The organism is Mitsuaria sp. WAJ17, from assembly GCF_014174515.1.
In the GTDB taxonomy this organism is placed as follows: domain Bacteria; phylum Pseudomonadota; class Gammaproteobacteria; order Burkholderiales; family Burkholderiaceae_C; genus Roseateles_B.
The window spans coordinates 81,030-107,894 of the sequence record NZ_JACJUG010000001.1 but is presented as its reverse complement, the minus strand read 5'-3'; the positions used below and the strand labels follow the sequence as shown (position 1 = coordinate 107,894).

Sequence of the window (26,865 nt, the reverse complement as noted above, 5' to 3'; positions counted from 1 at the left end):
AGGCCCGGCTCCTAAGAGCACGTATTCACCCCTAGAGCGCTCCGGTCCGCGAGGAGGCAGGGGCCGCGGTTTGGCACGGGGTGCAGGGGTGTTGTGGGGCCGGCTCAGGGGCGGGCACGGGCCTGCTGCTCGACGTCGATGTCCACGAAGGCCCAGAAGTCGCGCATGTAGATGTTGCGGTCGTAGCCGATGACCCAGGGCTGGGCCATGTCGGTGTAGATGCGGTGCACCTCGGCCTTGAAGGGCATGTAGGCCACGAGCAGGCGCTGGGCCTCGGCCATCAGGGCCTGGCGCTCCGGTCCGTTGGGCAGGCGCTTCTGCTTGTCGTAGAGGGCGTTGTAGGCCGGCAGGTCGAAGCGCGACTTGTTGGACTGGCCCTTGTTGGGCCCGTAGGCCAGGCCCAGGAAGGAGTCTCCGTCGGGTGCCGTGGCGCTCCAGCCCAGGCCCCACATCTGCAGTTTGCCGGCATTGGAGGCCTTGAGGTTCTCCGGCCACTTGCCGAAGCGGAACTTGATCCGAACCTGAATGGCGTCCAGCGCCTTTTGCCACAGCTCGGCCAGGGCGCGCTTCTCGCCGTCGGGCTCGGTGGTGTACTCGATGACCAGGGGCGAGCCGTCGGGGAGGTCGCGCCAGCCGTCGCCGTCCTTGTCCAGGTAGCCGTAGAGGTCCAGCAGGGCGCGGGCGCGGCCGATGTCGTGCTGGCTCATCTCGGAACGGAAGGCCGGGTCGTAGCCAAAGGTGCCGGGCGGCACCGGCCCCTGCGCCGGGACGGCCTGGCCACGGCGGGGCAGGCGGATCACCTTGTCCAGGTCCACGGCCAGGGCGATGGCGCGGCGCAGGGCCACCTTCTCGGGCGTGTAGCCGCCCACCACCGGGTCGTCCATGTTGAAGTAGGAAAGGAAGAGGTCCGCCCGCGCATAGCGCACCGCCTGAATGCCGCGCTTGGCGAGGTTGGGCGCGAGCTTGTTCTTGGGCATCACTAGGGGCATGAACTCCTGCGGCACATCGTCCACCAGGTCGAACTCATTGCGCAGGAAGGACAGCCAGCGCGGCTGGTTCTCCTCGATCACCGAGATCTCCACCCGGTCCACCATGGGCAGCTTGCGACCTTTGAGGCGGGCGGCGGCCTCGACCATGCGGGTGTCCGCGGGGTCAGGTGTTTCCTCGTAGAAGACGTCCCGGAAATTGGGGTTCTTCTCCAGCACGATCAGGGAGCTGCGCCGCCAGTCGGCCAGGCGCCAGGGGCCGGTGCCCACGGGGTGTTCCATGGTCTTGCCGGGGTAGGCCTCGACCACCTCGCGCGCCACGGCGCCCAGCATGGCGTCGGCGAAGTTGTTGATGAAGCGAGGGTCTCCCAGCTCGGTGCGGACCTGGAAGGTGTAGCGGTCCAGCAGCTTGAGCGCGGGCACCTCGCGGTCATAGTCGAAGGGGGTCTTGTTCTTGAGCGCTTGCCTGCGCAGCTCGGACAGCCCCGGCAGCAGGGCGTTCTCCAGGACGTAGAGGTTGCTGCTCTTGTTGGCGGGGTCGTAGTGGCGCTTGATCGAATAGATGTAGTCGGCGGCGGTGAGTTCGCGCTTGCGGCCCTTGAAGGCGGGGTCGTCCGCGAAATGGATGCCGGGCTTGATGCGGAAGGTGAGGGTCTTGAAGTCGGCGCTGATCTGCGGCATTGCCTCGGCGGTGGCGGGCTTCAGCCGCACCGGGCGGGCCAGGTAGTCGAAGCGCAGCGGGGCGTCGAAGATGCCGGCGGTGATGGTGCGGGAGTAGAGGTCGGAGACCTGGGCGGGGTCGAAGCCGGTCTCGGCGACGCGGATGGCGTAGCGCAGCACCTTCATCGGGGCGGTGCCCTCCCAGGCGGTGGGCACGCCGGGCGCCGGGGCAGCGGAGGGCGCCGTCGGCTGGGCCTCCGCGGACGCGACCGAGCCCATGGCACCCATCAGCAGAGCAACAACAACTACAGCGCGCATTCTTGGCATCCCTCGAGAACCGGCGTGCGGGGCACGGCAAGCCCGGCACGGGCTGGCGATTGTGACGCGGAAAAGCCCGGCAAAGCCCTGGAATTCCCCTAGGAAAAATCCGGCATCGCCTCCGCATAAACCGGCATGGGCAGGGCGCGGGGCCTGCACTAGACTGCGCCCGAAGCCCGAGCGGCCAGCGCCCGCCGCCCGGTCCCCTAACGAGCTCTGGCCGCCGCCAGGGTTGGCAGTCCGATTTGGAGACCGACAGCCATGACGGCTTATCTCTTGCGGCGCCTGTGGCAAATGATCCCTACCCTGCTGGGGGTCGTGCTGCTGGTGTTTTTCCTGTTCCGCTGGTTCGGCGGCGACCCGGCCGAGATCCTGGGTGGCCAGAATGCGTCCGCCGATCAGATCCAGGCCATCCGCGAGCAGTTGGGTCTGAACCGGCCGGTGTGGGAGCAGCTGCTGATCTTCCTGAAGCAGATCGCCACCTTCAACTGGGGCCACAGCTGGGCCACGAACGAGTCGGTGGCCACGCTTTTCGCGACCCGCATGCCGGCCACGCTGACGGTGATGCTGCCCATCCTGTGCCTGGAGGTGCTGCTGGCCATCCCCTTCGCCCTGGCCGTGGCCGCCGTGCGCGGCTCGCTGACGGACCGCGCGGTGATGGTGCTCAGCACGGTGGCGGTGTCCATCTCGCTGTTGGTCTACGTGATTGTGGGCCAGTACTTCTTCGCCTTCCGCCTGGGGCTGTTCCCGGTGCAGGGCTGGAGCAACAGCACCTGGACCAATCTCACGACCTACGCGCCGCTGCCCGTCATGGTGGCCGTGGCCGTGGCCCTGGCGCCCTACACGCGGCTGTACCGCAGCTTCTTTCTGGACGAGATCGGCCACGACTACGTGCGCACCGCCCGTGCCAAGGGCCTGGCCGAGCGCCGCATCCTGCTGAAGCATGTGCTGCGCAACGCCATGATCCCCATCCTCACCAACATCTCCGTGGCCCTGCCCGGCGTTTTCGTGGGTTCCTTCCTGCTGGAGGTCTTCTTCTCCATCCCGGGCCTGGGCCGCGAGCTGCTGCTGGCGGTGAACCGCAGCGACTACCCCGTCATCCAGGCCTTCGCCATCTACCTGGCCATGCTGACCATGGTGATCAATCTCCTCACCGACCTGCTCTACAAGGCCGTTGATCCTCGGGTGGTCCTCAAATGAACGCCACTGTGAACGCATTGCCCGCGAATACGAGCGCGAGCGCCGGTTCGCGCGGCTCCCAGGGTGTCTGGTCCGCAGCCTGGCGGCGCCTGCGCGGCGACCGCCTGGGCATGGCCTGCTTGTGGGTGGTGGCCGTCTTCCTGGGCCTGGTGCTCGCCACCGGCCTGGGGCTGATCGCCTCGGGCTGGCAGAAGGAGGTCGGCGTGCCCAATGCGCCGCCCAGCTTCATGGGCCCGGCGCCCGCCGAGGCCAGCCAGGCCGCGCAGGGCCCCAGGGGGCCGAACGTGGACCTCTCTGACATCGACCCCCTCGCCCCGCGCTACGCCGAGTGGGAGGCCAAGGCCCGCAGCTTCAAGACCGAGGACCTGGTCAAGCAGGAGACCCTGCCCTTCGGCGGCGACCGCCTGGGCCGCGACGTGCTGTCCAAGGTGCTCAAGGGGGCCGAGGTGTCCATCATGGTGGGCGTGCTGGCGGCCCTGGTTGCCACCCTGATAGGCACGGTGCTGGGCGCCCTCTCCGGCTTCTTTGGCCGGCGCGTGGGTGACTTCCTGGAGTGGGTCTACAACGTCTTCACCGCGGTGCCCGACATCCTGCTGATCTTCGCCTTCGCGGCCATCTTCGGCCGCGGCGTGCTGCCGGTGGTGATGATCCTGGGCCTGGCGGGCTGGACCGGCGTCTACCGGCTGGTGCGGGCCGAGTTCATCAAGCATTCCAGCCGGGAGTACGTGCGCGCCGCCGAAGCCATCGGCGCCTCGCGGAGCTCGCGCATGTTCCGCCACATCCTGCCCAACGTGTCCCATGTGACCCTGGTGCAGCTGTCCCTGCTGGTGGTGCGCTTCATCAAGAGCGAGGTGATCCTGTCCTACCTGGGCCTGGGCGTGAGCGTGGACCAGGTCTCCTGGGGCACCATGCTGGCCGAGGCCCAGAGCGAGCTGATCCTGGGCTACTGGTGGCAGCTGACGGCGGTGGCTGTGTGCATGGCGGTGTTCGTGACGGCGTTTGCGCTGTTCACCGATGCCTTGCGCGATGCCCTCGACCCCAAACTTCGCGGTCTCGAGTGACCCGCTGGAACCACTGACATGCTACTGAGTATCCAAGACCTCCAGGTGGCCTTCCGCATGGGCAAGGTGCGCGGCGAGGTGCAGCGCCAGCAGGCGGTGAAGGGCATCAGCTTTGACGTGCCCGAGAACAGCACCGTGGCCCTGGTGGGCGAGTCGGGCTCGGGCAAGAGCGTCACGGCCATGTCCATCCTGAACCTGCTGCCGGACAACGCCGAGCGCAGCGGCCGCATCCTCTTCCAGGGGCGCGACCTGCTGCAGAGCTCGCAGCGCGAACTGCAGGCCCTGCGCGGCCGCGAGATCGCCTGCGTGTTCCAGGACCCCATGAGCTCGCTCAACCCGGTCTTCACCGTGGGCGACCAGATCATGGAGCCGCTGATGCTGCATCTGGGCATGAGCCGCAGGCAGGCGCTGGCCCGCGCCGAGGAGCTGCTCAACGAGGTGGGCATCCCCGACCCCAAGCGCCGCCTGGCGTCCTATCCGCACGAGATGTCCGGCGGGCAGCAGCAGCGCGTGATGATCGCCCTGGCTCTGTCCTGCGGGCCCAAGCTGCTGATCGCCGACGAGCCCACCACCGCACTGGACGTCACCATCCAGCGCCAGGTGATGGAGCTGCTGGCACGGCTCAAGGAGGCTCATCGCATGAGCCTGCTCTTCATCTCGCATGACCTGGGCGTGGTCGGCGAGATCGCGGACCGGGTGGTGGTGATGCGCCACGGCCAGATCCGCGAGCAGGCGCCGGTGGCGCAGATCTTCCAGTCTCCGCAGGACGCCTACACCCGCGCGCTGCTGGCCTGCCGCCCCTCGCTGCAGGACAACCCGGCCCGGCTGACCGTGATCGACGATCACATCGCCGGCCGCGCGGCGCGGCAGGTCGCCTCGATCAAGGACCCCGAGGCGCCCGTGATCCTGGAAGCGCGCGGCCTGCGCAAGAGCTTCTTCTTCCGCGAGGGCCTGTTCGGCCGCAAGGAGTTCCAGGCCGTCAAGGACGTCAGCTTCCGCCTGCGCAAGGGCCACACCCTGGGCGTGGTCGGTGAGTCCGGCTCGGGCAAGACCACCATGGGCCTGACACTGCTGCGCCTGCACGAGCCCACCGCCGGCGAGGTGTTCTTCGAAGGCCGCGACCTGCTCAAGCTGAGCGCCACCGACTGGCAGCAGATGCGCCGCCGCATCCAGGTCGTCTTCCAGAATCCCTATGCTTCGCTGAACCCGCGCTTCACCATCGCCCAGACGCTGGTGGAGCCCATGGAGATCCACGACATCGGCGCCGATCACGAGGAGCGCCTGGAGATCGCCGCCGGCCTTCTGAAGAAGGTGGGCCTGGACGACTCCGCCCTGCCCAAGTACCCGCACGAGTTCTCGGGCGGCCAGCGCCAGCGCATCGCCATCGCGCGCTGCCTGACGCTCAAGCCTGAGGTGCTGGTGCTGGACGAGGCGGTGTCGGCACTGGACGTCTCCGTGCAGGCTCAGGTGCTGAACCTGCTGAAGGACCTGCAGGACGAGTTCGGCCTCAGCTACATCTTCATCAGCCACGACCTGGCCGTGGTGCGCTTCATCTCGGACGAGGTGCTGGTGATGCAGCATGGGGACGTCGTCGAGCAGGCCGAGACCTCGCAGCTGCTGGCCGCGCCCAAGCAGGACTACACACGGCGCCTGCTGGGTGCGGTGCCGCGCGGCTACCAGGGGGCGGGGCAGAACGCCTGATCCTTCCGGCGGCGCGGTCTGTCCTGCCGTCGGGGCAGTTCGTCGCCTGGGCTGCCGTGCCGGGCCCCGCTGGCCCTACAGTCGCGTCCATTCCAAACAAACTTCCCCGAGGACATCCATGAAGCGCATTGCCACCCTGGCCACCGCCACCCTCGCCGCCCTGCTGTGCACGGCCTGCGTCATCGCCCCCAACAGCGAGCGCGTCATCAGCGACCGCGAGGCCCTGACCCAGATGAGCGAGCAGGCCATCAAGACCTGCGGTGCGGGCAACGTCAAGGACGTGACGCACAAGAGCTTCACCTGCAAGTAAGTCCTGCTCCCGAGCCTGTCACGAGCCAGGCCTATGATGCCCGCATGCAAAGCCATGTGAACGCCAACGGCCTGCGCATCGCAGTCGATGACCAGGGGCCCCGCGGGGCCCCTGCGCTCTTGATGATCATGGGACTGGGGATGCAGCTGATCGCTTGGCCCCAGGGCCTGATCGACGCCCTCACGGCGCGGGACCTGCGCGTGGTCCGCTTCGACAACCGCGACATCGGCCTCAGCCAGCACCTGGACCACCTGGGCCTGCCCCACGTCGGCTGGGCTTCCTTCAAGCACCTGCTGCACCTGCCCGTGCGCAGCCCCTACAGCCTGGCCGACATGGCCCGCGACGCCCTGGGCGTGATGGACGCCCTGGGCTTGCCCCGCGCCCATGTCTGGGGCGCCTCCATGGGCGGCATGATCGCCCAGCACCTGGCGGACCAGGCGCCGCAGCGCGTGCAAAGCCTGACCCTCATGATGACCACGGCCGGTGCCCGCCACCTGCCCGGCCCCACCTGGCCGGTGCGCCAGGCCCTGCTGGCCCGCCCGCCCCGGCGCGACGAGGCCACGCTGCAGGCCCATTTCGCGGCCCTGTACCGCCTGATCGGCAGCCCGGCCCACCCGCCGGCCGATGGCTGGCTGGAGGCGCGCGTGCTCGAGGCCCTGCGCCGCAGCGACCACCCCCAAGGCATGCTGCGCCAGCTGATGGCCGTGGTGGCCGATGAGGACCGCACGCCCCTCGTGACCCGAGTCCAGGCGCCGGCCCTGGTGATCCACGGCGATGCGGATCCCCTGGTGCCCGTCGCCGCAGGCCGCCATCTGGCCCGCCACCTACGCCATGTGGAGACTGACTTCATCCCCGGCATGGGCCACGACCTGCCCGAGGCCCTGTGGCCGCGCTATGCGGACCGGGTGGCGGCCCTGATCCACGGCGCAGGCGCGTCATGAGCGCCGAAGCCCCGGACCTGCGAGCCGCCTGGCTGGCCACCTGCGAGGCCCTGGCCGTCAGGCAAGACATGACCCTCTGTGAGCAGCTGCTGAAGGCCTGGAACGAGCCCCAGCGCCACTACCACAGCCTGCAGCACCTGCGCGAGTGCCTCGCGACCCTGGCGCGCTGCCGCCAGCTGGCTCGCGAGCCCGAGTTGCTGGCCCTGGCCCTGTGGTTCCATGATGCCGTCTATGACCCGCGGGCCCCGGACAACGAAGCCCGCAGCGCCGACTGGGCCCGTGCCGCCCTGCCCGCCCTGGGTTTGGCCGGCGAGGCCTGCGGGCGCGTGGCCCGGCTGGTCCTCGCCACGCGGGATCACCTGGCCAGCGACGCCGACATGGGCCTGCTGCTGGACATGGACCTCGCCATCCTTGCCGCCCCCGCCGAACGATTTGCCGAGTACGAGGGCCAGATCCGCGCCGAATTCGCCTTCGTGCCCGAGCCCGACTTTCGGGCCGGCCGCCGCCTCATCCTGCAAGGCTTCCTGGCGCGCGAGCGGCTCTTCGTCACCGAGGCCATGCACGCGGCCTGGGACGCCCGGGCGCGGGCCAACCTGCGCCAGGCCTGCGAGGCGCTGGGCGAAGGCTAGAGCTGCACCGCCACCGCCTGGCCGCCCCGCAGCTGCACGCGGGCCTCGCCGAAGCGGGCCAGGTCCTCGGGGTCATGGGTGATCATCAGCAGGGGGACCTGCACGCGGGCCAGCAGCCGCTCCAGCTCTTCGCGCAGGCGTTCGCGCAGCTCGGGGTCCAGGGCCGCGAAGGGCTCGTCCAGCAGCAGGGCGCGGGGCTCGGTGATCAGGGCGCGCGCCAGGGCCGTGCGCTGGCGCTGGCCGCCGGAGAGCTGGTGCGGCAGCAGGCCCGCCACGCCGTCCAGTTCCATCAGGGCCAGCCAGTGCGCCAGCTTCTCGTTCATGACGCTGCGCGCCGGATTGCGCCAGCCGCGCTGCAGGCCGAAGGCAACGTTCTGCCGCACGTTCATTTGCGGGAACAGGGCGTAGTCCTGGAACAGATAGCCCAGGCGCCGCTCACGGCTGGGGCGGTCCAGGCCGGCGTCGCTGTCGAACAGCGGCTCGCCGGCCACGCAGATGCGGCCGGTGTCGGGTCTGAGCAGGCCCGCCACCGCCTGCAGGGTCAGGCTCTTGCCGGCACCTGAGGGGCCGTGGATCACCAGGCTGCGCGCGGTGGTGCGCAGGTCCAGGTCCAAGGCAAAACCTGACCCCGTGCTGCCGGGCGCGGGTGGCAGCTGCTTGCGCAGGCGGATCTCGAAGCTCATCGCATCCCCCCTTGCATGGTGCGCCGTCATGCCCGCTCCCTGCTTGGCGGTGCCAGGCGGCTGGCGGCCACCAGCACGGCCACGCAGCTCAGCGAGGTGATCCAGACCAGCAGCTGGGCCGTCTCGTCCTGCCCGGCCTGCACGGCCTCGTAGATGGCGATGGAGAGGGTCTGCGTCTGCCCCGGGATGCTGCCGGCCACCATCAGCGTGGCGCCGAACTCGCCCAGGGCGCGGGCAAAGGCTAGCAGCAGGCCGGCCAGGATGCCGCGCCAGGCCAGGGGCAGGCTCACGCGGCAGAAGACCGCCCATTCGCTGAGGCCCAGCACCCGGCCGGCCTGCTCCAGCTGCGGATCGACCTGCTCGAAGGCGCTGCGGGCGGCTTTGAGCACCAGCGGGAAGGCCACCAGGGCCGCGGCGATGGTGGCGCCCTGCCAGGTGAAGATCAGGCGGATGCCGAAGGTGTCGAACAGCCAGGCGCCCAGCCAGCCCTTGCGGCCTACCAGCACCAGCAGGTAGTAGCCCAGCACGGTGGGCGGCAGGACCAGGGGCAGGGTGAGGATGGCGTCCAGCAGCTCGCGCCCTGGAAAGCGCCAGCGGGCCAGGGCATAGCCCAGGGCCGTGCCCAGCAGCAGGTCCAGGCCGCTGGCCCACAGCGCCACCTTCAGCGACAGGCCCAGCGCGATCAGGGCGTCAGGCATGCGGGCGCGGCAGCGGGCCGTTTGGGAGGGCGGTCATGGGGCGCACAGGGCGGGCAAGGCTCGGGGCTGGAGGATGGTACGCAATATACCCTCCAGCATAACGATCGATGCTGAGAAGGATCAGGCCAGCAGCTTCAGCAGGCGTTGGATGTCCGGCTTGCAGGCGGCCAGGGCCTGGGCCTCGATGCCGCGGTAGAGCTCCAGCAGCTGCCGGCCGCTCGGGCTCAGCTCGCTGCCGCCCCCCTGTGATCCGCCGGCCGCGCTGATCACCGCCGGTTCCTTCAGCGCGCGGTTGAGCTCGTCGATGAGGGTCCATGCCCGCCGGTAGGACATGCCCAGGGCCCTGGCCGCGGCGGTGATGGAGCGGGTCTCGTCCAGGGCCTGCAGCAGGGCGATCTTGCCGGGGCCGACGGCGATGGTGTCATCCACCATCACCCGCATGCGCAGTCGCAGCTGGGGCTTGGCGCTCATCTCAAGGCTTGCCGGTGAGCTTCTGCAGCGTCAGCACGGCTTCGTAGTCTGCCGGATTGGGGGGCTTGCGGGTGTTGGGGCGGGGCTCCAGGCTCTTGAGCTGCAAGCTGTAGCCACCCGCCCGGGCCGGCTCGGCGGCGGGCGCGTGCAGGGTCAGGACTTGCCCGGCACCCTCGGCGGGCTGCACCCAGAACAGGGCCTGGGCCGTGCCGGCGCTGATGCACTGCACATTGACTGGGCAGCGCTGGTCACGGTAGCCGATGAACTGGACCTGCAGGCTGCCCGCGGCATCGCTGCCGGAGGCCTGGAACTTGAGACGCAGCGTTTCTTCGGTGGGTGCGGCCAGGGCAGGGGCGGTCGCCAGGGCCAGGGTGGCCATGAGGGCAAGGGGGCGGGTCAGTCGTGAAGGCAGGGCAGTCATCAGGGCGTCCTTTCAGCAGACATGGGCGCATTCTGGCACCACCGCGAGCGGGCAGTCGGACTGCGGGCCTGCAGCCCGCTAAGCTGCAGAGTCCTCGACTCTTGCTTCCAGGCTGCAACATGGACCCCAGTGCCCAGTCCGCCCAAGTCTTCAATCAGTGGGCGGAGCATTACCAGAGCAAGTACATGGACCTCGATCTCTACGACGAGAGCTATGCCCTGCTGGCCCGCACGCTGCCGCCGCACGCGCGCGTGCTCGATGCCGCCTGCGGTCCCGGCACCGTGGCCCGCCGCCTGCTGGGTTGGCGGCCGGACCTGCAGCTGCTGGGCGTGGACCTCGCCCCACGCATGGTCGAACTTGCCCGCACGGCCGTGCCAGGCGCACGCTTCGAGGTGGGGGACTGCCGCCAGCTGCCGGGGGAAGCGGCCTCGTGGGACGCCATCGTCTGCGCCTTCGGCCTGCCCTACCTGGGTCGGGCCGACGCGCAGGCCTTCATCAACCAGGCCGCGCAGCGCCTGGCGGCGGGCGGCCTGCTCTACCTCAGCACCCAGGGCGGTCGCCTCGAGGACTCCGGCCCGCAGCGCAGCAGCCGGGGTGATGTAGTGCAGGTGTTCTTCCATGCGATGGAGGGGCCGGGCAGCGTGGGCGCCTGGCTGACCGAGGCCGGACTGCAGCGGCAGTCGCAGGCCCTGCTGCCCTGCCCGGCGAATGCGTCGGTGCAGACGGCGGACTGGTACTGCATCGCCCGCAAGCCATGAGCTTCCATGTCTACATCGCCCATGCCGGCTTCAAGGACAGCGCGGTGGACCGTGAGCAGTGGCTGGCCGCGGCCCGTGGCCGGCCGGAGCTGGTGCCCCTGGGCAAGCCGGAGGCGGCCTGCTTTGCGCTGGCCTCCGACAGCGCCCAGCGCCTCTCGCTCGACCCGCACGGGCTCGTTCACACGCAGAACCCCTCGCGAGAGCTGGTCGTGGTGATGTTCGAGCTGGCCGAGGTGCTCGGGGCGGGGGTGTACAGCGAGAAGCTCAAGCGCTACAGCTCCCCGCAGGATTGGGAAGCACGGACGCGCAGCCATCGGGCGCAGCACCAGCGCCATCGGGCCCAGCTGCAGCGCGCGCGTCGCAGGACGCAGCTCCTGTGGGCCGCCGGGGCCCTGGGCGTGCTGCTTGTGTGCTGGCTTCTCCCGGGTTAGGGCCCCGGCGCACCGTGGGCGGCGGCCGGGGCGGTGCCGCCGCCTCAGCGGGCGCGGCGACGCAGGGGCCTCAAGGCCAGTAGACGGTCACGTCCGCAATGCCGGCACCGCTGTTGTCAACACCGCCGACAAGGAACACCGCGCCGGTGTTGGCCAGCGTGGCCACGCCCCAGGCGCGCGCCTTGCGCAGAGTCGCCACGGTCCGGAAGGTGCCGCGGACGGGGTCGTAGCGCTCGATGGAGGGGATGACGGTGTCCGCACTGAGGCCGCCCAGCACCAGGGCACCGCCGTCGTAAAGGGCCGTGGAGGCCTCGTAGTCACGAGCCTTCAGGGGGCCGGGAAGCGCCTTGAAGGTCCTGGTGACGGGGTCGAAGAGATCAGCGCCCTGGTTGCTGAGGACCAGCACGCGGCGGGAGCTCAGCTTGAGGGCCTGCGGCGTCTCGTTCTTGTAGTTCAGCGGGGACTCCAGCTGCGTGAAGGTGTTCGCCACCGGGTCGTACAGTTCGGCCGAGTTGGGGGCGCGTGCCGTCTGCCAATCGGTGCCGCCGACGATCAGGACCTGTCCGGAGTCCAGCAACGTGGCGGCGTGATACGTGCGCGGTGCGACCAGGCGCTGCGGCGCCAGGCTCTCGAACTTGCCGGTGTTGGGGTCGAAAACCTCGGCAGAGAAGGAGACCATGCCTTGCCGCGCGCCCTGGCCGCCAGTGATCAGCACCTTGCCGTTCTTCAGCAGCGTGGCCGTGTGGCTGGAGCGCTCCAGCGTCATCGGCGTCGCCACCAGCTGGAAGGTCTTGGTCCGGGGATCGAAGAGCTCGGCCGAGTTCAGCGCCAGCACGCGGCCGTCGCCCAGGTTCCCGCCGGTCACCAGCACGCGGCCGTCGGCCAGCAGCGTGGCCGTGTGGCCCTCGCGCGCCTGGACCATGCTGCTCAGCTGCTCGACCCGGCCGGTGACGGGGTCGATGAGCTCGGCCGCCACGGTCGCGAGGCTGCCGCTCCTGCCGCCCAACACCAGCAGACGCCCATCGTTCAGCGCGGTCACGGTATGACCCTGGCTGCGGGCGATGTTCAGCCGGATGGGGGCGGCCATGCTGGCTGTACTGCTGCCAACAGCGGCCTGCTCAGCCGGGGTGGCGGCCACAGATGCGGTCGAGCCCAGCATGGCGCCGGCCAGCAGGCTCAGCACGAATCCCAGTCGAACAGCTTTTGATTGATTCTTCATGACTCAATGGCGGTGAAGCCAATTCCTTCGTGATTGCGAAAAGATCCCTTGTGGGGAGTTGATGGGCACGCACCCTGGATGTAGGCGTGTGCCGCTGCGCACTCTAGGGCCTGCTCAATAACAGATTAGTGAAGCCTGTGCGAGGGAAGTCGCCATCCGCACGGCTCGGGGCTTTGATGCGGTGGTGAAGTCAGGATGGGCGCTGACCGTCTCGGCGAGACCAGGCCGCGCACTGGAACACGGGCATCGCGGCCACGGCCTGGCGCGACTGGCCGGTGGCCCTTGAGGCCTGGCGGCGCGCCGGCGGCTGGCCACCGGATCAGGCCCGCCGTCGCTGCGGTGTCGAACCTGGTGTCGCCATGCGGCTTCTCCTGAGGTCTCGTGGCCGCTCGCCTTGAAGGCGTTTTCAAGCCACGCCCTTCAGTGGGCCGATCGGTCCTGCGCGTCGAGCCCGCAGGCCTGTCGGGGTGGCGCCGATCGATAATCCCCGCTTTCCGAGTTTTCCGAAAATAGTCGAAGGGAGAGAGGGATGGCGAAGGCAGGTTTTCGAGGCCTGTGTGCCAGCTTGGCGCTGGCATTGACGGCTTGTGGCGGGGGTGGCGCGGCGGACACGGGGAATGCCTCTTCAGCGCTGCCGTACCCGACGAGCGGCGTCTATGCGCCGGTCCTCAAGGTGATGGGCTCCACGGCCGAGCCGAGGCAAGGCCTGTCGCTCGTGCATCCAAGCGATCCCAGCGTGGAATATGTGATCGAGGACGGCAGCATGCCTGTCACCGACACCCTGACCCTCTATGCCGGCGTGATCAACCCTGCCGGCGGCCGCGTGGAGGGGATCGCACCGCACACGCTGCTGTACATCTCGAGGGAGACCGTCCGGGCCCTGCCGCTGACCGCGAACGGAGAGAAGCCGAGCAGCTTCTGGCGCAGCAACACTGGGCTGTCCATGACGGCCTGTCGTTTCATGCATGAAGCAGACGCCAACGACTTTGCGAACCCGGCGGCGACGCGCATCGGGGTCATTTCCAAGGGGCCGGACAACACCTGTGGCACGGCTGACGACGTGCGCCAGGCCTATGCCTACGACGCGGCCACCAACGTCGCGCAGGAGGTCAGCGGCATCGTAGGCAATGCGGTGCGGGACCCGAAGACCTACGCGCCGGCCTATCAGGTCCAGCCGGTGGGCGTCAGCACCGCGGACACCCTCTACGTTATGGTGCCGACCCAGGGCCCCCGATTCCGCCGCATGATCACGAGCTCGCCGGGCCTGGCGATCGTGGAACTGGGCACATCAGACCAGGACATCCAACTGGTCGCGCTGGACGTGGTTCGCCGCAGCTACGTGGAGCTGGGCCAGGCGGCCTCGGGTGCGAACTGGCAGGCCCTGGGCCATGACGCCACGGCCTACTACCTCTATCGCAACGTCGGTGCGGTGACCGGTTCAAACTGGACGGTGCTGCGGATCAGCAAGTCGCAGCCCCTGGCCACGCGCATCGCCACCGGCGCGGGCCAGATCCAGAATGCGGCGATGGGGCAGGGCCAGCTGTACCTGACCGTTCAGCAGCCGGCCGGCAACAAGCTCTACTCGATCGCCAAGGCCAGCCCCCATGCCCTGCAGCAGATGGAGGCCACGGGGCCGGACCGCATGAGCCTGGTCCTGGCTTCGGCGGGGCAGGTCCATCTGCTCCTGAGGGTCAGCGGTTCGGGAACGAATCCGGACACCCGCATCGATATGCTGGACGAGGCGGGTGTCGTGCGTGCGACGGCCGCCAACGCCCTCCCTCTGGCCCTGGTGGAAGCCAGCACCATCGACTTCTCGCGCAGCGAGAACCGCACCCGCTTTGTCTATGCCGCTGGCGTCGGTCTCCAGGGCTATGGCGATGCCAAGCTCCTGGCCTATGACGCCGACCAGGGCGCAAGCACCGGCCTTCAGATCGGCACGCTGCCCGGGGTATCGACGCTTGGCGGCAGTGCCGTGTTTGCCCACACCTCGGCGGCCTTGAGCACCGCGGTGGCCGGGCAGGTCGCGTCTTCGGCCAATGGCAGCTTCCTGGCCCATGGCAGCCGGGTGTTCTCGTTCAAGGCGGACACGCCGAACAGCCTGGTCTTCGCCCACCGGCTCCGGTGAGGCCTCAGCGGGTCAGGTGTCGAACACCACGGATCTCTGAACTCGACCTGCCGGTCGTTCAGGGGCTTGGGGCAGGTGTGCGCATTCATCTCTGAACCTGTACGGATCTCGTGGGTTCATCGCTGAGCTGTCGCGCTGCGCCTTGTCATCTCCGATAGGGCGGGATGAAATGCCCCTGTCCAGTGTCCCGATCGACAGCGAAACCGATCGGGATGAGAGGGCCGCCCCCCGATCCGAGTTCGCTTTGTTTCAGTCCATCGCCCGTTTTGATGTCGAATTGATCGACCCGCAGGCGGTAGGTCGTCCCCTTGATCTCGTTGATCGCATCGATGAAGGCCCCGGCCGTGTCGAGAAAGACGTGCTGATCGACCGTCAAGCCGGCCTGCTTCGCCGCGTCGCCGAGTTCTTCCTCGGTCAATCCATGCTGGCGAAAGGTGTCCCAGAAGCATTCGCCGAGGCTGCGGATGCTCGGATCGTTCACCGCGAAAGGCGTGCCGAAAGGGATGAACACATCGACGATCGGTGTCCTCGGTCTGTCGGTCGAGCGGCTAGATCCTTCCATACTGCCCAGTCCCGGCCCCAAGCCAAGGCTCGGCGCCTTCTCGCGGCCCGTGCCGCTCGTGGATGGCCCCAGGCCCCCCAGCCCCAAGATCAAGCCAGAAGTACCGGTCTGCTCCACATCGTCCAGATCAAAGGCACTGCCCACCACGGCGCCCGATTGCAGGTGTTTGACGGCCCTGCGGAAATTGTCGATCCCCACTTCAACGGCATCGACGAGTTTCCGAATGGAGAGCAAGCCACCGAAGACACCGGGATTGACCCTCAGGATGACCGGCGGCAGGTTGTTCTCCATGAGGAACTTGTTGAGGAGCAGCATGATGTTGATGCGCCCGTTCGCATCGGTGAAAAAGTGGCCAACATGGAGATTGCGGATCAGGCGAACGATCGCGGTCATCACCAGCTTGGGTTTCTTGTTCGCCTTGCCGACCTCGGCATAGTAGGTGGCCAATATTCTTTCGACGAGGACCGGCGCCTGCTTTGAGTCGTACTTGCAGGCGCACTCGTAAAGCCGGGCTCCGGTGTCGTCATCGAACATGATCTTGATGGCCACAAAAGCCCCCGGCTGCCGCGGTGGCAGGGCGTCCGGGAAGAGATGGGGGTTCTCAACGTAGGCAATGCCCTCGTTGATCAATTCGGCAAGGGCTTCGGTGTCGGGTTCCGGTTCGCCAACCCCGTTGGCGCCGAACGTGGTGCTCGTATTGCTCCAGCCGAAGTCGATCGTGGCGAAACGCGGTGAGCCCCCGGGCTGTGTGAGCACCTTTCGGCGCACGAGGTCGTGGTAATGCTGATACAGCTCGGGCGTTACTTCCTCCGGGCCGGCCGAAATGATCGAACTGAATCCCTCCGCGATCGACCCCATGAAGGCAGCAAAGCTGCTGCGCTGTGCGGGCTTGACCGGCGGTGCGCCGAAGACCTCTTCGAACGCGGCCATCATCGCGCTGAAGAAGCCTGGAGACTGCTGATAGTCGAACTTGAGCGGATTGCGCTCCTGGTGGTATCGCGCGTCGATGAACAAGCGCCACCACTCTGATTTCGGCAGCAGATAGATTTGCTGGTTGGGCGGGGCGGCATCGAGGGGGGGCTCCAGTTTCGCCAGCGCCAGCTTGGCGACGCTGAGAAGTCGAAAAGGTCTGGCGTCCTGGTAGTCCACAACGCTGAAATCGACAGCATCGATGAGCTTGCGCAATTCGTCGTGATAGTGGCGCAGTCTGCTGATGTCCCCCTTGCGCCCCATCTCCTCCAGTGCAAGCTTGAAGGCCTCTTCCTCGTCGGTGTCGTAATCTCCGATGACAACTCGCTGCACGGTGCCGTTGGATTGGGCCGCGTGGCTGCGTTGCGCCGCCGTTGCCGTGCTCGATGGCAGCTGGATCGCCTCGTGAGCGCTCACGCGACCGCACAAGCCCTCCAGCGCGCGCCGCTGTGCAACGATCCGTGGGGACCTGTCGATGGCCAGCTGCAGTGCGCCGCGCGAGTCGTCCGGCGCGCCGGCCGGGGCAAGCGCGGGCTGCCTGTCGTGCTCCGCAGATGCGGGCCGGTTTCGTTGGACAGGTTCTGCGCTGCCACGGATCTGCATGGACGGGCTCCTTCAGCCTGGCCGCCCAGGATAAGTGGCATCGCAGACGCCAGGCCATCGGAAGAATGCTGATATTGGGCTTGGCGATAGCCATTCGTCTCTGAATTGTTGAGCAACGCCATGTCGAGGCTTTGCTTGCCCGCGAGCGGGGTGGGTCGATGGGGCGTCGATGCGTCCGCCCGTTGAAGACCGTGCGACACCTGCATCCCCCTCCGGCCAAGACCCCCACGGCGCTCCCCTGACGTTCCTCACCTTGCCAATTGCCTCCAACTGTATTACTGTATTGATACACAACGCCTTCAACAATGTCCACCGTTCACCTCTTCCACATCCAGACGGGCTCCACGGAGCCCATCTACCGCCAGCTGCTGGAGCAGCTGCGGCGCCTCGTGGCGAGTGCCCAGCTGTCGGCGGGGCAGGAGCTGCCCTCGGTGCGGGAGCTGGCGGCGCATCTGGCGGTCAACCCGATGACCGTCTCCAAGGCCTACGGGCTGATGGAGGCGGAAGGGCTGGTGGAACGCCAGCGCGGCCTGCCCATGCGGGTGGCGGCCCAGCACGGGCGGCGCCAGCCGCTGGGGACTCGGGTCGAGCTGCTGCGCCCCACGCTGGAGAAGGCCGCCAGTGAAGCCCGCCAGCTGGAGCTCAAGCCCGCCCAGGCCCTGCAGCTGTTCCAGACCATTCTTGACGAGGGAGACTCCGCATGACCACCCAGATCCTGAGCGCCACCGGCCTGCAGATGGCCGCCCCGCTGTCCAGCCAGTCCGCCGCCCTGTCGCCCGCCCTGAGCCTGCGAGGCCTGAGCCTGCGCTACGGCTCGCAGACGGTGCTGGACGGCATCGACTGGCAGCTGATGCCCGGCCAGGTGGTGGGCCTGCTGGGCCGCAACGGCGCCGGCAAGACCAGTCTGCTGGAATGCCTGCTGGGCCTGCGCGACCCGCAGCAGGGCGAGGCACGGCTCTTCGGCTGCGATGTGCGCGCCCTGGACGACGCCACCCGCGCCCGCATCGGCTATGTGCCGCAGCAGTCCGACCTCTTCGAGCACTTCACCCCCGCCCAGCTGCTGGCCTACTTCCGCAGCTTCTATCCGCGCTGGAACGAGGGCCTCGTGGACGGCCTGATGTCGCGCTGGGAGCTGCCGCGGGACAAGCCCATCGCCAAGCTCTCCGGCGGGCAGCAGCAGCGCCTGTCCATCGTGCGCGCTCTGGCCCACGGGCCGGACCTGCTGGTGCTGGACGAGCCCGTGGCCGCCCTGGACCCCCTGGGCCGCCGCGACTTCCTGCGCGAGCTGGTCGAGCAGGTGCTGGACCGCGGCACCACCGTGGTCTTCTCCACCCACATCCTCTCGGACCTGGAACGCGTGGCCTTCAACGTGGCCTTCATGGCCCGCGGCCGCCTGGCCCTGCAGGCCCCGCTGGACGGACTGATGGACCAGTGCCGGATCGCGCAGGGACCGGTCCAGTCCCTGAACGCGGCAGCGGCCACAGGTGCCACGGTGCTGTCGCGCCGCGCCGTGGGCGATGGGCTGGAACGCTGGTTGCTGCAGTGGCCGGAGGGCCAGGTCTTGCCTGACACCTTTGGCGGCCTGCAGGGCGTGCAGCTGGAGGATCTGTTCGAGGAGCTGACCGCATGAACGGCTACCTTGCCCCCACGAGCCTGCTGCTGGCCGCCCCCTGGCGCTGGCGCCTCAACCAGACCCCGGCCCGCCTGCTGTGGGGTGGCGTGCTGGGCCTCGGCAGCTTGCTGGGCCTGCTGGCCTGGACCAAGGGCTGGCCCACGGCCCTCTTCGCCACCGGCCTGGCGGGCGCAGTGCTCTTGGTCGTCGGCTGGATGCTGACGCTGTCCGGCCTGCGCCGCCAGAACCATCCGCACCTGGCCCGCCTGGTGCCGGGGCACGTGCAGCGGCTGCGCCTGGCGGTGCTGCTTCTGTGGGGCCTGCCCGTACTGGCGGCCGGGGCCCTGGCCGCCTGGCTGCGGGTCGATGTCTGGACGACGGTGCTGCTCGCCGCCCTGGGCCTGAGCCTGCTGACGGCCCTGGTGCGCTGGCCGCTGAGCATCGTGCTGGTTGCCTTCGCGCCGCCGGCCCTGGTACCGCTGCTGCAGGGGAGCGCCTTGGCGCAGGGGCTGGTCCGGGCCTGGGTGGCCGTTTGGCAGGCCGGTCCCGCCTGGCTGTGCCTGCCCTTGCTGGCGGGGTTGGCCCTGTTCCAGATGGACCTGATGGGCAAGGGCGATGCGGCCCATGTCCGGCGCTACGAGCAGATGCTGCGCCTGCTGGCTTCCATGCAGGACGGCGCCGGCGGCTTCAACCCACGTCACCAGGGGCGCTGGGGCCTGCGCATGATGTGGCTGTTCTCGATGCTGAACCGCTGGTACATGGCCCGCCTGATCCGCCATTCCAGGCCCACGCTGCGTCATGTCCTGGCCCGCCTGGAGCTGCCGCTCTACGGCAGCGCGCACTGGACCCTCGTCGTGGGCAGCATGATGGTCGTGCTGCCGCTGATCGCGCTGGGCGCTGCCCTGCTACTCCTGCTGGTGCCGGACATGATCCCGCCGGGGCGGTCGTTGGGGCAGATCGCCTGGACTTGGCCTCTGATGGCCCTGGGCCAGCTGTGCATGGGAATGATGATGGGGACCCTGTTCAGCCTGGGCACCGCCCTGCAGCGCTCCAGGCGCGAGCAGGCGCTGCTGGTGCTGCTGCCGGGCCTGCCGCAGCAGCCGGGCCGCTTGCGGGCCCGCCTGCTCGCCCGCCAGGCCTGGCTGATGCTGGGTCTGGCCGTGCCGGGGCTGCTCCTGCTCAGCCAGGCGGCGCTGCCGCCGCCGGGCTCCTTCCTGCAGGGCCTGGGCGTGGGCGCCCTGCTGGCCAGCCTGCTGCTGCTGCGACGCTGGGACACCCGGACCTCGGCCGGCAGCACCGGCCTGCTGGTGGTGGCCGTGCTCGCTGCCCTGGCCTGGCAGCTCCTGCTGCCGGAGCACTGGGGCCTGCTGGAGCGCGGCAGCCTGAGCGGGCTGATACTGTTCCTCGTCGCCGGGGCCTGGATGCTGGCCCTGCGCCGGCTGCAGGGCGAGCCACTGCAGGCGCTGCCCTGGGGCCGCAATGCCTCACGGCCGCAGGCCTGAGGCGCGGGGCCGCCACCCTGATGCCATCCTGATGCGGGGCCTGCTACCGTAGCGCCCCATGACCCTCCCACCCCTGCTCAAGCGCTACCTGCCGCCCGCCCTCATCTGGGCGGCGAGCTGGGGCCTGATGCTGCGGGTGGACGCCCATGTGGAGTTGGCCAACCTGGTCCTGCTGCTGGTGCTGGCGGCCACGCTGAGCACGCTGTGGCTGCCCCTGCTGGCCTCCATGGGCCTGAGCCTGCTGGCGGTGCTGGCCTTCAACTGGCGCTTCGTCAGCCCCGAGCGCAGCATGGAGCTGCAGGGCTGGAGCCATCTGTGGCTGCTGGCGACCATGCTGGCGTTGTCTTGGCTGGTGGCCGTGCTGCTGAGCCGGCTGCGCCGCGAGGCCGACGCCGCGCGCCGGCATGCCGAACAGGCCGACCAGCTCCGGGCGCTGGGCCAGGCCTTGCGGGATAGCCAGTCACCCGTCGAGGCTGCCGCCCTGCTGCAGGGCCAGCTCGATGCCCTGCTGCCCACGCCCGCTCCCCTGCTGCTGGGCTCCGGCCCTCTGCCCAGGGAGAACCGTGTTGATGAGGGCCAGCTGCTGATCGGCGAGCCGGATGAAGACCAACTGGCCGGCCTCTGGGCCTGCTGGCGCCAGGGTGCGCCCTTCGGCCCCGGCACCGGGCGCCACCAGGAGCTGCGGGCCTGGTACCTGCCTCTGCGCGGCCGCAAGGCCAGCCACGGCGCAGCCCTGCTGATCCTGCCGGACGCCCTGCACCCCGACCCCGAGCTGCGCGCCCACGCCCAGTCCCTGTGCGACCAGATGGGCCTGGCCCTGGAGCGCCAGGCCGCCGAGCAGGCTGCGCGCCGCGCCCATGACGAGGCCGAGGGTCAGGCCACCCGCAATGCCCTGCTCGCGGCCATCTCCCACGACTACCGCACGCCCCTGGCCACCATCATGGGCGCCGCCAGCTCACTGCTCGAACAGGGCGAGCGCCAGACGCCCGCACAGCGCCAGAAGCTGCTGGCCACTGTGCTGGACGAGACCCGCCAGCTCTCCCGCATGACCGACAACACCCTGCAGCTCGCTCGCCTGGAGAGCGCCGGCTTGCAGCTGCGCATGGACTGGGAGGCGCCGGAGGAGGTGGTGGGCGCGGCCCTGCGCCGCGTGCGCCAACGCCAGGCCCAGGCCGCGCAGCGCGTGCGCCTGCGTGTGGCAAGCGCCCTGCCCCTGCTGCAGTGCGACGCCGTGCTGCTGGCTCAGCTGCTGGACAACCTGCTGGACAATGCCTTGCGCTATGCGCCGGAAGGGCCCATCGAGCTGCTGGTGCGCCAAGAGTCTGACGGGCTGCTCATGGCCGTGCGCGACCGCGGTCCCGGAGTGCCGCCGGCAGCGCGGGCGCGCATCTTCGAGCCCTTCCAGCGTCTCGAAGAGCTGGACCGTGAGCGGCCGGACGCCGCTGGCAGCCGTCGCGGCGCAGGCGTGGGCCTGGCGGCCTGCCGCGCCATTGCCGAGGTCCACGGCGGCAGCCTGCGCCTGCGGGCACGCAGCCATGGCGGCACGAGCTTTGAATGCCGGCTGCCCGTGCAGGCGCCGCCGGCCCTGGATTCAACGATGGAGAACACGCCATGAGCCTGCGCGTGATGCTGGTCGAGGACGACCGCGAGCTGCGCCGCACCCTGCGCGACGCCCTGGCCCTGGAGGGCTACGAGGTGCAGACCGCCGCGAGTCTGGCCGAGGGCCACGCCCTGCTGAGCCACGCCGAGCCACCCGATCTGGTGCTGCTGGACCTGGGCCTGCCCGACGGCGAGGGCGAGGAGCTGCTGCAACGCCTGCGCCGCGAGCGTGGCACGCCGCTGCTGGTGATCTCGGCACGCGAGCAGGACGGCGCCAAGGTGCGCCTGCTGGACGCGGGTGCGGATGACTACCTGGTCAAGCCCTTCTCCATCAGCGAGCTGCTGGCCCGCATGCGCGTGGCCCTGCGCCACCGCGGCGTGCACACCCGCGCGGCCGTCACCCGCTATGAGCAGGGCCGCCTGTGCGTGGACCTGGAGGCGCACCGCGTGAGCCTGGACGGCGAGGTCCTGCACCTCACGCCCACCGAATTCAAGCTGCTGGCCCGGCTGGTGCGCAGCGCCGGGCAGGTGGTCACGCATCGCGCCCTCCTGGCGGATGTGTGGGGCCCCGAATTCACCGAGCACACCCACTACCTGCGCCTCTACATGGGCCAGTTGCGCGCCAAGCTGGAGGCCGAGCCGGCTGATCCGCGCCTGCTGCTGACGGAGCCCGGCGTGGGCTATCGCCTGGCTGATGCCCGCTGATGGCCGCAGAGGTCTGAAGGCAGGGCGGCCCATATGCGTTCCTGATGGGGGAGGGCCGATGCTGCGCTGCGTGGCCCGCTCAGAGGCCTGAAGGACGACGATATGGTTCAGGCAAGCGCGGCGGGCGTGCGGCGCATGAAGGGCCAGGCAGGCAGGCGCCGGCCCGGTTGGGGCGCGGGTGCCCTCATCAGGCTCATGCGCCTGATGCTGCCCTGCGCAGGACTGGCGCTGCTGGGCGCCCTGTTGACGCTGCTGCCCCCGTCGGTCTGTTGGGGGCTTTGCCTGCTGCTCCTGCTGCGCCGCTGAGCGGCACGGCTGAGGACCCGTCCGGGGTCAGGTCTTGCCACCCAGCAGGGCGGGCTTGAGGCTGGTGTCCACGGGCTTCTCGCCCAGCCAGATCTTCAGCACGGCGTTGTAGAAGCCCACATCGGGCAGTGTCTCGCCCACGGTCTTGCCGTTGACGGCCATCACCATGCCGGTGCCGGGCACCCAGTCGGCCGTCAGTGTGTCGCCCTTCTTCATGGAGCCCACGTTGACGAAGACCTCGCCGAAGGCGCCCAACTGGTTGACGAACTTGGAGCGCTCGGCCTTGTCGGTGTTGGCGGTGATGCCGGCCATGAAGGCCTGGCCGAAGTCCTCGCCGGTGACCTCGCGCAGCATGGTGATGGAGAAGCGCCGCGGCCCCTGGGAGTCGAAGACGCCGGCCGGCGTGGTCTGCTTCTCGGTGAGGTAGAGGCCCATCACGTAGACCTTGACGATCACCCGCGTGCGGATGCCCGCGCCGTTGAGCTTGAGCTCCTTGCCGGCCACCTTGGCCGTAGGCTCGACATTGACACCGGCAATCTCCACCGCCTGCGCCGTCCATGGCAGCGCCGCGGCCAGCAGGGCGGCAGCGACGAGGCTGCGGCGGGAAAGACAAGAGGGACGAAGACTCATGGGCGCTCCTTGTGTCAAAGGGATGTCAGCGGCGCTCATCCAGCTGGAACAGGCTGACGACCTGCTCCAGGGAATCTGCCTGGCTCTTCATGGAATCCGCGGCCGCGGCGGCCTGCTCGACCAGGGCCGCGTTCTGCTGGGTGCTCTGATCCATCTCATGGATGGTACGCGTGACGCGCTCGATGCCCTCGGTCTGGGACTCGCTGGCCACGGAGATCTCGCCGATCACGGTGGTCATGCGCCGCACGCTGGCCACCACGCCGTCCATGGTCGAGCCCGCCTGCTGCACCAGTTGGCTGCCCTGGGCGACCTTCTCGACCGAGTCGCTGATCAGGCTCTTGATCTCCTTGGCGGCGCCGGCGCTGCGCTGGGCGAGGCTGCGCACTTCGGAGGCCACCACGGCAAAGCCGCGGCCCTGCTCGCCGGCACGGGCCGCTTCCACCGCGGCGTTCAGGGCCAGGATGTTGGTCTGGAAGGCGATGCCGTCAATGACGCTGATGATGTCCACGATCTTCTTTGACGAAGCGTCAATGGATCCCATGGTGCTCACCACGCGCGACACCACCTCGCCACCTTCATGCGCCACCTGCGAGGCCTGCTGGGCCAGTTCGTTGGCCTGGTGGGCGTTGCGGGCATTGCGGCGCACGGTCTCGGTGAGCTCGTTCATCGAATGCTTGGTCTGCTCCAGGGCTGCGGCCTGCGTCTCGGTGCGGGACGACAGGTCCATATTGCCGCTGGCGATCTCGGCGGAAGCCGAGGCGATGGACTCGGTGCCGTCGCGCACCTTGCCCACGATCTGCTTGAGGCCCTCATTCATCTCGGCCAGGGCCTCCAGCAGCTGGCTGGTCTCGTCCTGGCCGCGGACCTCGATGCTGCTGCTCAGATTGCCCGAGGCCACCTTGCGGGCCACGGCCACCGCGCCCTTGAGCGGGCCGACGATGCCGCGCGAGACCATCACGCTGATCAGCACACTGGCCACGGTGGCGCACGCCGCCAGCACGGCGATGACGGTGATGCTGCGGCTCGCCAGGGCCTGGGCATCGGCGCCGGCCTCGTGCATCTGCTTGTTCTGGGTCTCGACGAACTTGTCCATCAGCGCGAGGTACTTGACCTGCAGGGCGCGGACGGAGAACAGGAACTTCAGCGTGGCCTGGTCCTTGTCGCCCTCGGCCACCAGCTTCACGAAGCCGGCCTGGGCCGGCATGAACTTGCCGCGCACCTCGCTCATGGCCTTCAGCGCGGCCCGGCCCTCGTCGTCGCTGACCAGCTGCTCCAGCGCGGCCATGGACTTCTCATGCGACTGCAGCAGGCTCTCGACGGAGGCCAGCTCCTTCTTGACCTGCTCCTCGTTGGTCATGATCAACGTGCTCATCATGCCCCGCGAGGCATCGCCCAGCTCGGCCTTGGCCCGGTTGGCCAGGAAGGTCTTCTGGAAGCCCTGGCTGATGGCCTCGTTGACGTCCCGGCTGAGTTCGCGCGTGCCGGAGATGGCCATGCCGGCCATCAGCAGCAGCAGGACGATCACCACCCCGAAACCCAGGGTCAGACGTTGACCGATTCGCAGCGAATTGAACTTCATCACGGCACACCTTCGTGGAGGGAAGAGGCAAAGGCGCGGCATCGCGCGCGCTGCCAGCCCCCTGAACGAGGGGGTCTTTCAGTCTTCCACAAGTGGCTCGCGACGGCCTCCCGGGGACGTGACATATGGCGCTGTTTCGCTGCCTTCCGCGCCCGCTTGTGGCGCGATCGGCACTGGATGGGCGCCAGATCGGTACTTATGCGTTCCTGATGACGCCAAGGCGACAGTGCCGCCAGTCCCACAGCAGGCCTTCGCCCCATGGCATCTCTTCCACAAGCGCCGTCCACCGACGGCCATCCTCCCCAGGGCTTGGCGGCCCTCACCCTGGGCGCCATCGGCGTCGTCTACGGCGACATCGGCACCAGCCCGCTCTACACCGTCAAGGAGGTCTTCCTGCCGGCCACCGGCGTGGCGCTGGCGGCGCCCAACATCATCGGCGCGGTGTCCACCATCCTCTGGGCGCTGATGCTGGTGGTCTCGCTCAAGTACGTGCTGCTGATCCTGCGCGCGGACAACCGCGGCGAAGGCGGCGGGCTGGCGCTGACCGCCCTGGCTGCGCAAGCCGTGAAGGATCGCCACCGCCTGCGCGGCGTGCTGCTGTTGCTGGGCGTTTTCGGCGCCACCCTGTTCTATGGCGACAGCATCATCACGCCAGCCGTGTCGGTGATGGGCGCCATCGAGGGCCTGGAGGTGATCACGCCCTCGCTCAAGCCCCTGGTCCTGCCGCTCTCGCTGCTGATCCTGGTGGCCTTGTTCCTGATCCAGCGTTTCGGCACGGCCGTGGTCGGGCGCCTCTTCGGGCCGGTGATCACGCTGTGGTTCCTGGTGCTGGCCGGCATGGGCCTGTGGCACATTGCCCAGCAGCCCGGCATCCTGGCCGCGCTGAACCCCGTGCATGCCTGGCAGTTCCTGACCGAGCGCGGCTGGCACCTCTTCGCCACCGTGGGCGCCGTGGTGCTGGCCCTGACCGGCGCCGAGGCGCTTTATGCAGACATGGGCCACTTCGGCGCCCGCCCCATCCGCCTGGCCTGGACGGGCCTGGTCCTGCCCTCCCTGGCCCTGAACTACATGGGCCAGGGCGCTCTGCTGCTGCAGGACCCGTCCGCCATCGAGAACCCTTTCTACCGCCTGTTTCCGAGCAGCTGGCTGCTGCCGGCCGTGGTGCTGGCGGCATTGGCGGCGGTGATCGCCTCGCAGGCCGTGATCTCGGGGGCCTACTCCATGACCAAGCAGGCCATCCAGCTGGGCTTCCTGCCCCGCATGGAGGTGCGCAACACCTCGGCCCGCGAGGCCGGCCAGATCTACATGCCCGGCGTCAACTGGGCCCTGCTGGCAGGCGTGCTTGCCGCGGTGCTCTTCTTCGGCAGCTCCTCGGCCCTGGCCGGCGCCTACGGCATCGCCGTGACCCTGACCATGATGATCACCACGGTGCTGACCTTCTTCGTGGTGCGCCACGGCTGGGGTCTGCCGGCGCCGGTGGCCTTTGGCGCCACGCTGTTCTTCCTGGCCCTGGACGCCCTGCTGGTGGCCGGCTGCGCGATCAAGTTCCTGGACGGCGGCTGGTTCCCGCTGGCCATGGGCGGCCTGCTCTTCCTGATGATGAGCACCTGGGCGCGCGGGCGCAAACTGCTGATGCAGGGCATCCAGCGCGACGGTCTGGCCCTGCTGCCCTTCCTGCAGGGCATCTCCGTCAGCGACAGCGGCATCCACCGCGCCAGCCGCACCGCGGTCTATGCCGTTGCCAATCCGGACACCGTGCCCCAGGCCCTGCTGCACAACCTCAAGCACAACCAGGTGCTGCACGAGCAGAACCTGATCCTGACCGTGGTCTACGCCGAGCGGCCCCATGTGCCTGCAGGCGAGCGCGTGGAACTGGCGCCCCTGGTGCCTGGCTTCTGGCGCGTGACGCTGCATTTCGGCTTCATGGACGCGCCCGACGTGCCGGCCGCCCTGACCCTGTGCAGGCCCCTGGGCCTGGAGGTGCCGCCCTTCGAGACCAGCTATTTCCTCAGCCGAGAGACCGTGGTGCCCACGCCCGGCTCCGGCATGGCTCACTGGCGCGAGCGCCTCTTCGCCACGCTGAGCCGCAACGCCGGCAGCGCGGCTGAGTACTTCCGTCTGCCTGACAACGCTGTGGTGGAGCTGGGCACGCGGGTGCAGATTTGAGCGGGTGACGCAGGGCAAGG

General features: G+C 69.0%; 24 protein-coding genes. 15 read left to right on the top strand and 9 right to left on the bottom strand.

Translation table 11 applies throughout. The features are described from left to right. Window positions 1-104: 104 nt before the first annotated feature. Window positions 105-1,964, bottom strand: a complete 1,860-nt coding sequence (locus H5407_RS00440; protein ID WP_255500988.1) for an ABC transporter substrate-binding protein — start codon at window positions 1,962-1,964, stop codon at window positions 105-107. Window positions 1,965-2,225: 261 nt separating this feature from the next. On the opposite strand from H5407_RS00440, the gene H5407_RS00435 reads away from it, so the two are divergent. The 6 genes from H5407_RS00435 to H5407_RS00410 all read left to right on the top strand — a co-directional run bounded on the left by H5407_RS00435 (window position 2,226) and on the right by H5407_RS00410 (window position 7,806). Then, window positions 2,226-3,164, top strand: a complete 939-nt coding sequence (locus H5407_RS00435) for an ABC transporter permease (RefSeq protein WP_183102440.1) — start codon at window positions 2,226-2,228, stop codon at window positions 3,162-3,164. Then, window positions 3,161-4,225: an ABC transporter permease gene (locus tag H5407_RS00430; protein ID WP_183102439.1), complete on the top strand. Its 1,065-nt coding sequence runs from the start codon at window positions 3,161-3,163 to the stop codon at window positions 4,223-4,225. The genes H5407_RS00435 and H5407_RS00430 overlap by 4 nt, the downstream gene beginning before the upstream one ends. 18 nt (window positions 4,226-4,243) lie before the next feature. After that, complete coding sequence (locus tag H5407_RS00425; protein WP_183102438.1) at window positions 4,244-5,926, top strand: ABC transporter ATP-binding protein; 1,683 nt, start codon at window positions 4,244-4,246, stop codon at window positions 5,924-5,926. 118 nt (window positions 5,927-6,044) lie between these two features. After that, window positions 6,045-6,236 (top strand): hypothetical protein, encoded by a 192-nt coding sequence (locus tag H5407_RS00420; RefSeq protein WP_183102437.1) that lies wholly within the window; start codon window positions 6,045-6,047, stop codon window positions 6,234-6,236. 44 nt (window positions 6,237-6,280) lie between these two features. Then, the gene (locus H5407_RS00415) at window positions 6,281-7,177 is read left to right on the top strand and encodes an alpha/beta fold hydrolase (protein ID WP_183102436.1); all 897 of its coding nucleotides are present in this window, start codon (window positions 6,281-6,283) and stop codon (window positions 7,175-7,177) included. Next, the gene (locus H5407_RS00410) at window positions 7,174-7,806 is read left to right on the top strand and encodes an N-methyl-D-aspartate receptor NMDAR2C subunit (protein ID WP_183102435.1); all 633 of its coding nucleotides are present in this window, start codon (window positions 7,174-7,176) and stop codon (window positions 7,804-7,806) included. Before H5407_RS00415 ends, H5407_RS00410 begins: the two co-directional genes overlap by 4 nt. On the opposite strand, the gene H5407_RS00405 is transcribed toward H5407_RS00410, so the two are convergent. The 4 genes from H5407_RS00405 to H5407_RS00390 form a co-directional block, all read right to left on the bottom strand. Then, window positions 7,803-8,489, bottom strand: a complete 687-nt coding sequence (locus H5407_RS00405; protein ID WP_183102656.1) for an ATP-binding cassette domain-containing protein — start codon at window positions 8,487-8,489, stop codon at window positions 7,803-7,805. The two genes, H5407_RS00410 and H5407_RS00405, sit on opposite strands and share 4 nt — an antisense overlap. Window positions 8,490-8,515: 26 nt before the next feature. Beyond that, window positions 8,516-9,187 carry a molybdate ABC transporter permease subunit gene (gene modB, locus H5407_RS00400; RefSeq protein ID WP_183102434.1) on the bottom strand — a complete coding sequence of 224 codons (672 nt, stop codon included), beginning with the start codon at window positions 9,185-9,187 and terminating at the stop codon, window positions 8,516-8,518. A gap of 120 nt (window positions 9,188-9,307) precedes the next feature. Beyond that, window positions 9,308-9,628 carry a winged helix-turn-helix domain-containing protein gene (locus H5407_RS00395; RefSeq protein WP_183102655.1) on the bottom strand — a complete coding sequence of 107 codons (321 nt, stop codon included), beginning with the start codon at window positions 9,626-9,628 and terminating at the stop codon, window positions 9,308-9,310. A 31-nt stretch (window positions 9,629-9,659) separates the two neighbouring features. Beyond that, entirely contained in the window at window positions 9,660-10,079 is a 420-nt protein-coding gene (locus H5407_RS00390) for a hypothetical protein (RefSeq protein ID WP_183102433.1), read from the bottom strand. A gap of 119 nt (window positions 10,080-10,198) precedes the next feature. Here H5407_RS00390 and H5407_RS00385 point away from each other — a divergent pair, with 119 nt between their 5' ends. Both H5407_RS00385 and H5407_RS00380 read left to right on the top strand, forming a co-directional pair. Further along, window positions 10,199-10,837, top strand: a complete 639-nt coding sequence (locus H5407_RS00385; protein ID WP_183102432.1) for a class I SAM-dependent methyltransferase — start codon at window positions 10,199-10,201, stop codon at window positions 10,835-10,837. After that, window positions 10,834-11,268, top strand: coding sequence for a hypothetical protein (locus H5407_RS00380; RefSeq protein ID WP_183102431.1), 435 nt, complete (start codon window positions 10,834-10,836; stop codon window positions 11,266-11,268). The genes H5407_RS00385 and H5407_RS00380 overlap by 4 nt, the downstream gene beginning before the upstream one ends. 70 nt (window positions 11,269-11,338) lie before the next feature. Here the strand turns inward: H5407_RS00380 and H5407_RS00375 are convergent, their stop codons facing one another. After that, on the bottom strand, window positions 11,339-12,487 hold the full coding sequence (locus H5407_RS00375) for a kelch repeat-containing protein (RefSeq protein ID WP_183102430.1): 1,149 nt from the start codon (window positions 12,485-12,487) through the stop codon (window positions 11,339-11,341). Window positions 12,488-13,250: 763 nt separating this feature from the next. Between H5407_RS00375 and H5407_RS00370 the strand changes: the two genes are divergently transcribed. Next, window positions 13,251-14,612: a hypothetical protein gene (locus H5407_RS00370; RefSeq protein WP_183102429.1), complete on the top strand. Its 1,362-nt coding sequence runs from the start codon at window positions 13,251-13,253 to the stop codon at window positions 14,610-14,612. A gap of 145 nt (window positions 14,613-14,757) precedes the next feature. Here H5407_RS00370 and H5407_RS00365 read toward each other — a convergent pair whose 3' ends face one another. Beyond that, complete coding sequence (locus tag H5407_RS00365; protein WP_183102428.1) at window positions 14,758-16,746, bottom strand: hypothetical protein; 1,989 nt, start codon at window positions 16,744-16,746, stop codon at window positions 14,758-14,760. A 305-nt stretch (window positions 16,747-17,051) separates the two neighbouring features. Between H5407_RS00365 and H5407_RS00360 the strand changes: the two genes are divergently transcribed. The 5 genes from H5407_RS00360 to H5407_RS00340 are packed head-to-tail and all read left to right on the top strand — an operon-like array spanning window position 17,052 to window position 22,164. After that, on the top strand, window positions 17,052-17,450 hold the full coding sequence (locus H5407_RS00360) for a GntR family transcriptional regulator (RefSeq protein WP_183102427.1): 399 nt from the start codon (window positions 17,052-17,054) through the stop codon (window positions 17,448-17,450). Then, window positions 17,447-18,376: an ABC transporter ATP-binding protein gene (locus tag H5407_RS00355; RefSeq protein WP_255500986.1), complete on the top strand. Its 930-nt coding sequence runs from the start codon at window positions 17,447-17,449 to the stop codon at window positions 18,374-18,376. The genes H5407_RS00360 and H5407_RS00355 overlap by 4 nt, the downstream gene beginning before the upstream one ends. Further along, window positions 18,373-19,860 (top strand): hypothetical protein, encoded by a 1,488-nt coding sequence (locus H5407_RS00350; RefSeq protein WP_183102426.1) that lies wholly within the window; start codon window positions 18,373-18,375, stop codon window positions 19,858-19,860. Before H5407_RS00355 ends, H5407_RS00350 begins: the two co-directional genes overlap by 4 nt. 58 nt (window positions 19,861-19,918) lie before the next feature. After that, entirely contained in the window at window positions 19,919-21,475 is a 1,557-nt protein-coding gene (locus tag H5407_RS00345; protein ID WP_183102425.1) for an ATP-binding protein, read from the top strand. Then, the gene (locus tag H5407_RS00340; protein ID WP_183102424.1) at window positions 21,472-22,164 is read left to right on the top strand and encodes a response regulator; all 693 of its coding nucleotides are present in this window, start codon (window positions 21,472-21,474) and stop codon (window positions 22,162-22,164) included. Before H5407_RS00345 ends, H5407_RS00340 begins: the two co-directional genes overlap by 4 nt. Window positions 22,165-22,497: 333 nt before the next feature. On the opposite strand, the gene H5407_RS00335 is transcribed toward H5407_RS00340, so the two are convergent. Both H5407_RS00335 and H5407_RS24595 read right to left on the bottom strand, forming a co-directional pair. Continuing rightward, window positions 22,498-23,100, bottom strand: a complete 603-nt coding sequence (locus H5407_RS00335; protein ID WP_183102423.1) for a chalcone isomerase family protein — start codon at window positions 23,098-23,100, stop codon at window positions 22,498-22,500. Window positions 23,101-23,125: 25 nt separating this feature from the next. Next, window positions 23,126-24,679 carry a methyl-accepting chemotaxis protein gene (locus H5407_RS24595; RefSeq protein WP_183102422.1) on the bottom strand — a complete coding sequence of 518 codons (1,554 nt, stop codon included), beginning with the start codon at window positions 24,677-24,679 and terminating at the stop codon, window positions 23,126-23,128. Between the two features lie 258 nt (window positions 24,680-24,937). On the opposite strand from H5407_RS24595, the gene H5407_RS00325 reads away from it, so the two are divergent. After that, a complete protein-coding gene (locus tag H5407_RS00325) occupies window positions 24,938-26,845 on the top strand; it encodes a potassium transporter Kup (RefSeq protein ID WP_183102421.1) in 1,908 nt (635 codons plus the stop codon). Window positions 26,846-26,865: the final 20 nt, after the last annotated feature.

Bases quoted from the DNA above. Each gene is read 5' to 3' on its own strand.
- H5407_RS00440 (WP_255500988.1), bottom strand. From the start codon at position 1,964: ATGCGCGCTGTAGTTGTTGTTGCTCTGCTGATGGGTGCCATGGGCTCG.
- H5407_RS00435 (WP_183102440.1), top strand. From the start codon at position 2,226: ATGACGGCTTATCTCTTGCGGCGCCTGTGGCAAATGATCCCTACCCTG.
- H5407_RS00430 (WP_183102439.1), top strand. From the start codon at position 3,161: ATGAACGCCACTGTGAACGCATTGCCCGCGAATACGAGCGCGAGCGCC.
- H5407_RS00425 (WP_183102438.1), top strand. From the start codon at position 4,244: ATGCTACTGAGTATCCAAGACCTCCAGGTGGCCTTCCGCATGGGCAAG.
- H5407_RS00420 (WP_183102437.1), top strand. From the start codon at position 6,045: ATGAAGCGCATTGCCACCCTGGCCACCGCCACCCTCGCCGCCCTGCTG.
- H5407_RS00415 (WP_183102436.1), top strand. From the start codon at position 6,281: ATGCAAAGCCATGTGAACGCCAACGGCCTGCGCATCGCAGTCGATGAC.
- H5407_RS00410 (WP_183102435.1), top strand. From the start codon at position 7,174: ATGAGCGCCGAAGCCCCGGACCTGCGAGCCGCCTGGCTGGCCACCTGC.
- H5407_RS00405 (WP_183102656.1), bottom strand. From the start codon at position 8,489: ATGAGCTTCGAGATCCGCCTGCGCAAGCAGCTGCCACCCGCGCCCGGC.
- modB (WP_183102434.1), bottom strand. From the start codon at position 9,187: ATGCCTGACGCCCTGATCGCGCTGGGCCTGTCGCTGAAGGTGGCGCTG.
- H5407_RS00395 (WP_183102655.1), bottom strand. From the start codon at position 9,628: ATGCGGGTGATGGTGGATGACACCATCGCCGTCGGCCCCGGCAAGATC.
- H5407_RS00390 (WP_183102433.1), bottom strand. From the start codon at position 10,079: ATGACTGCCCTGCCTTCACGACTGACCCGCCCCCTTGCCCTCATGGCC.
- H5407_RS00385 (WP_183102432.1), top strand. From the start codon at position 10,199: ATGGACCCCAGTGCCCAGTCCGCCCAAGTCTTCAATCAGTGGGCGGAG.
- H5407_RS00380 (WP_183102431.1), top strand. From the start codon at position 10,834: ATGAGCTTCCATGTCTACATCGCCCATGCCGGCTTCAAGGACAGCGCG.
- H5407_RS00375 (WP_183102430.1), bottom strand. From the start codon at position 12,487: ATGAAGAATCAATCAAAAGCTGTTCGACTGGGATTCGTGCTGAGCCTG.
- H5407_RS00370 (WP_183102429.1), top strand. From the start codon at position 13,251: ATGCCTGTCACCGACACCCTGACCCTCTATGCCGGCGTGATCAACCCT.
- H5407_RS00365 (WP_183102428.1), bottom strand. From the start codon at position 16,746: ATGCAGATCCGTGGCAGCGCAGAACCTGTCCAACGAAACCGGCCCGCA.
- H5407_RS00360 (WP_183102427.1), top strand. From the start codon at position 17,052: ATGTCCACCGTTCACCTCTTCCACATCCAGACGGGCTCCACGGAGCCC.
- H5407_RS00355 (WP_255500986.1), top strand. From the start codon at position 17,447: ATGACCACCCAGATCCTGAGCGCCACCGGCCTGCAGATGGCCGCCCCG.
- H5407_RS00350 (WP_183102426.1), top strand. From the start codon at position 18,373: ATGAACGGCTACCTTGCCCCCACGAGCCTGCTGCTGGCCGCCCCCTGG.
- H5407_RS00345 (WP_183102425.1), top strand. From the start codon at position 19,919: ATGACCCTCCCACCCCTGCTCAAGCGCTACCTGCCGCCCGCCCTCATC.
- H5407_RS00340 (WP_183102424.1), top strand. From the start codon at position 21,472: ATGAGCCTGCGCGTGATGCTGGTCGAGGACGACCGCGAGCTGCGCCGC.
- H5407_RS00335 (WP_183102423.1), bottom strand. From the start codon at position 23,100: ATGAGTCTTCGTCCCTCTTGTCTTTCCCGCCGCAGCCTCGTCGCTGCC.
- H5407_RS24595 (WP_183102422.1), bottom strand. From the start codon at position 24,679: ATGAAGTTCAATTCGCTGCGAATCGGTCAACGTCTGACCCTGGGTTTC.
- H5407_RS00325 (WP_183102421.1), top strand. From the start codon at position 24,938: ATGGCATCTCTTCCACAAGCGCCGTCCACCGACGGCCATCCTCCCCAG.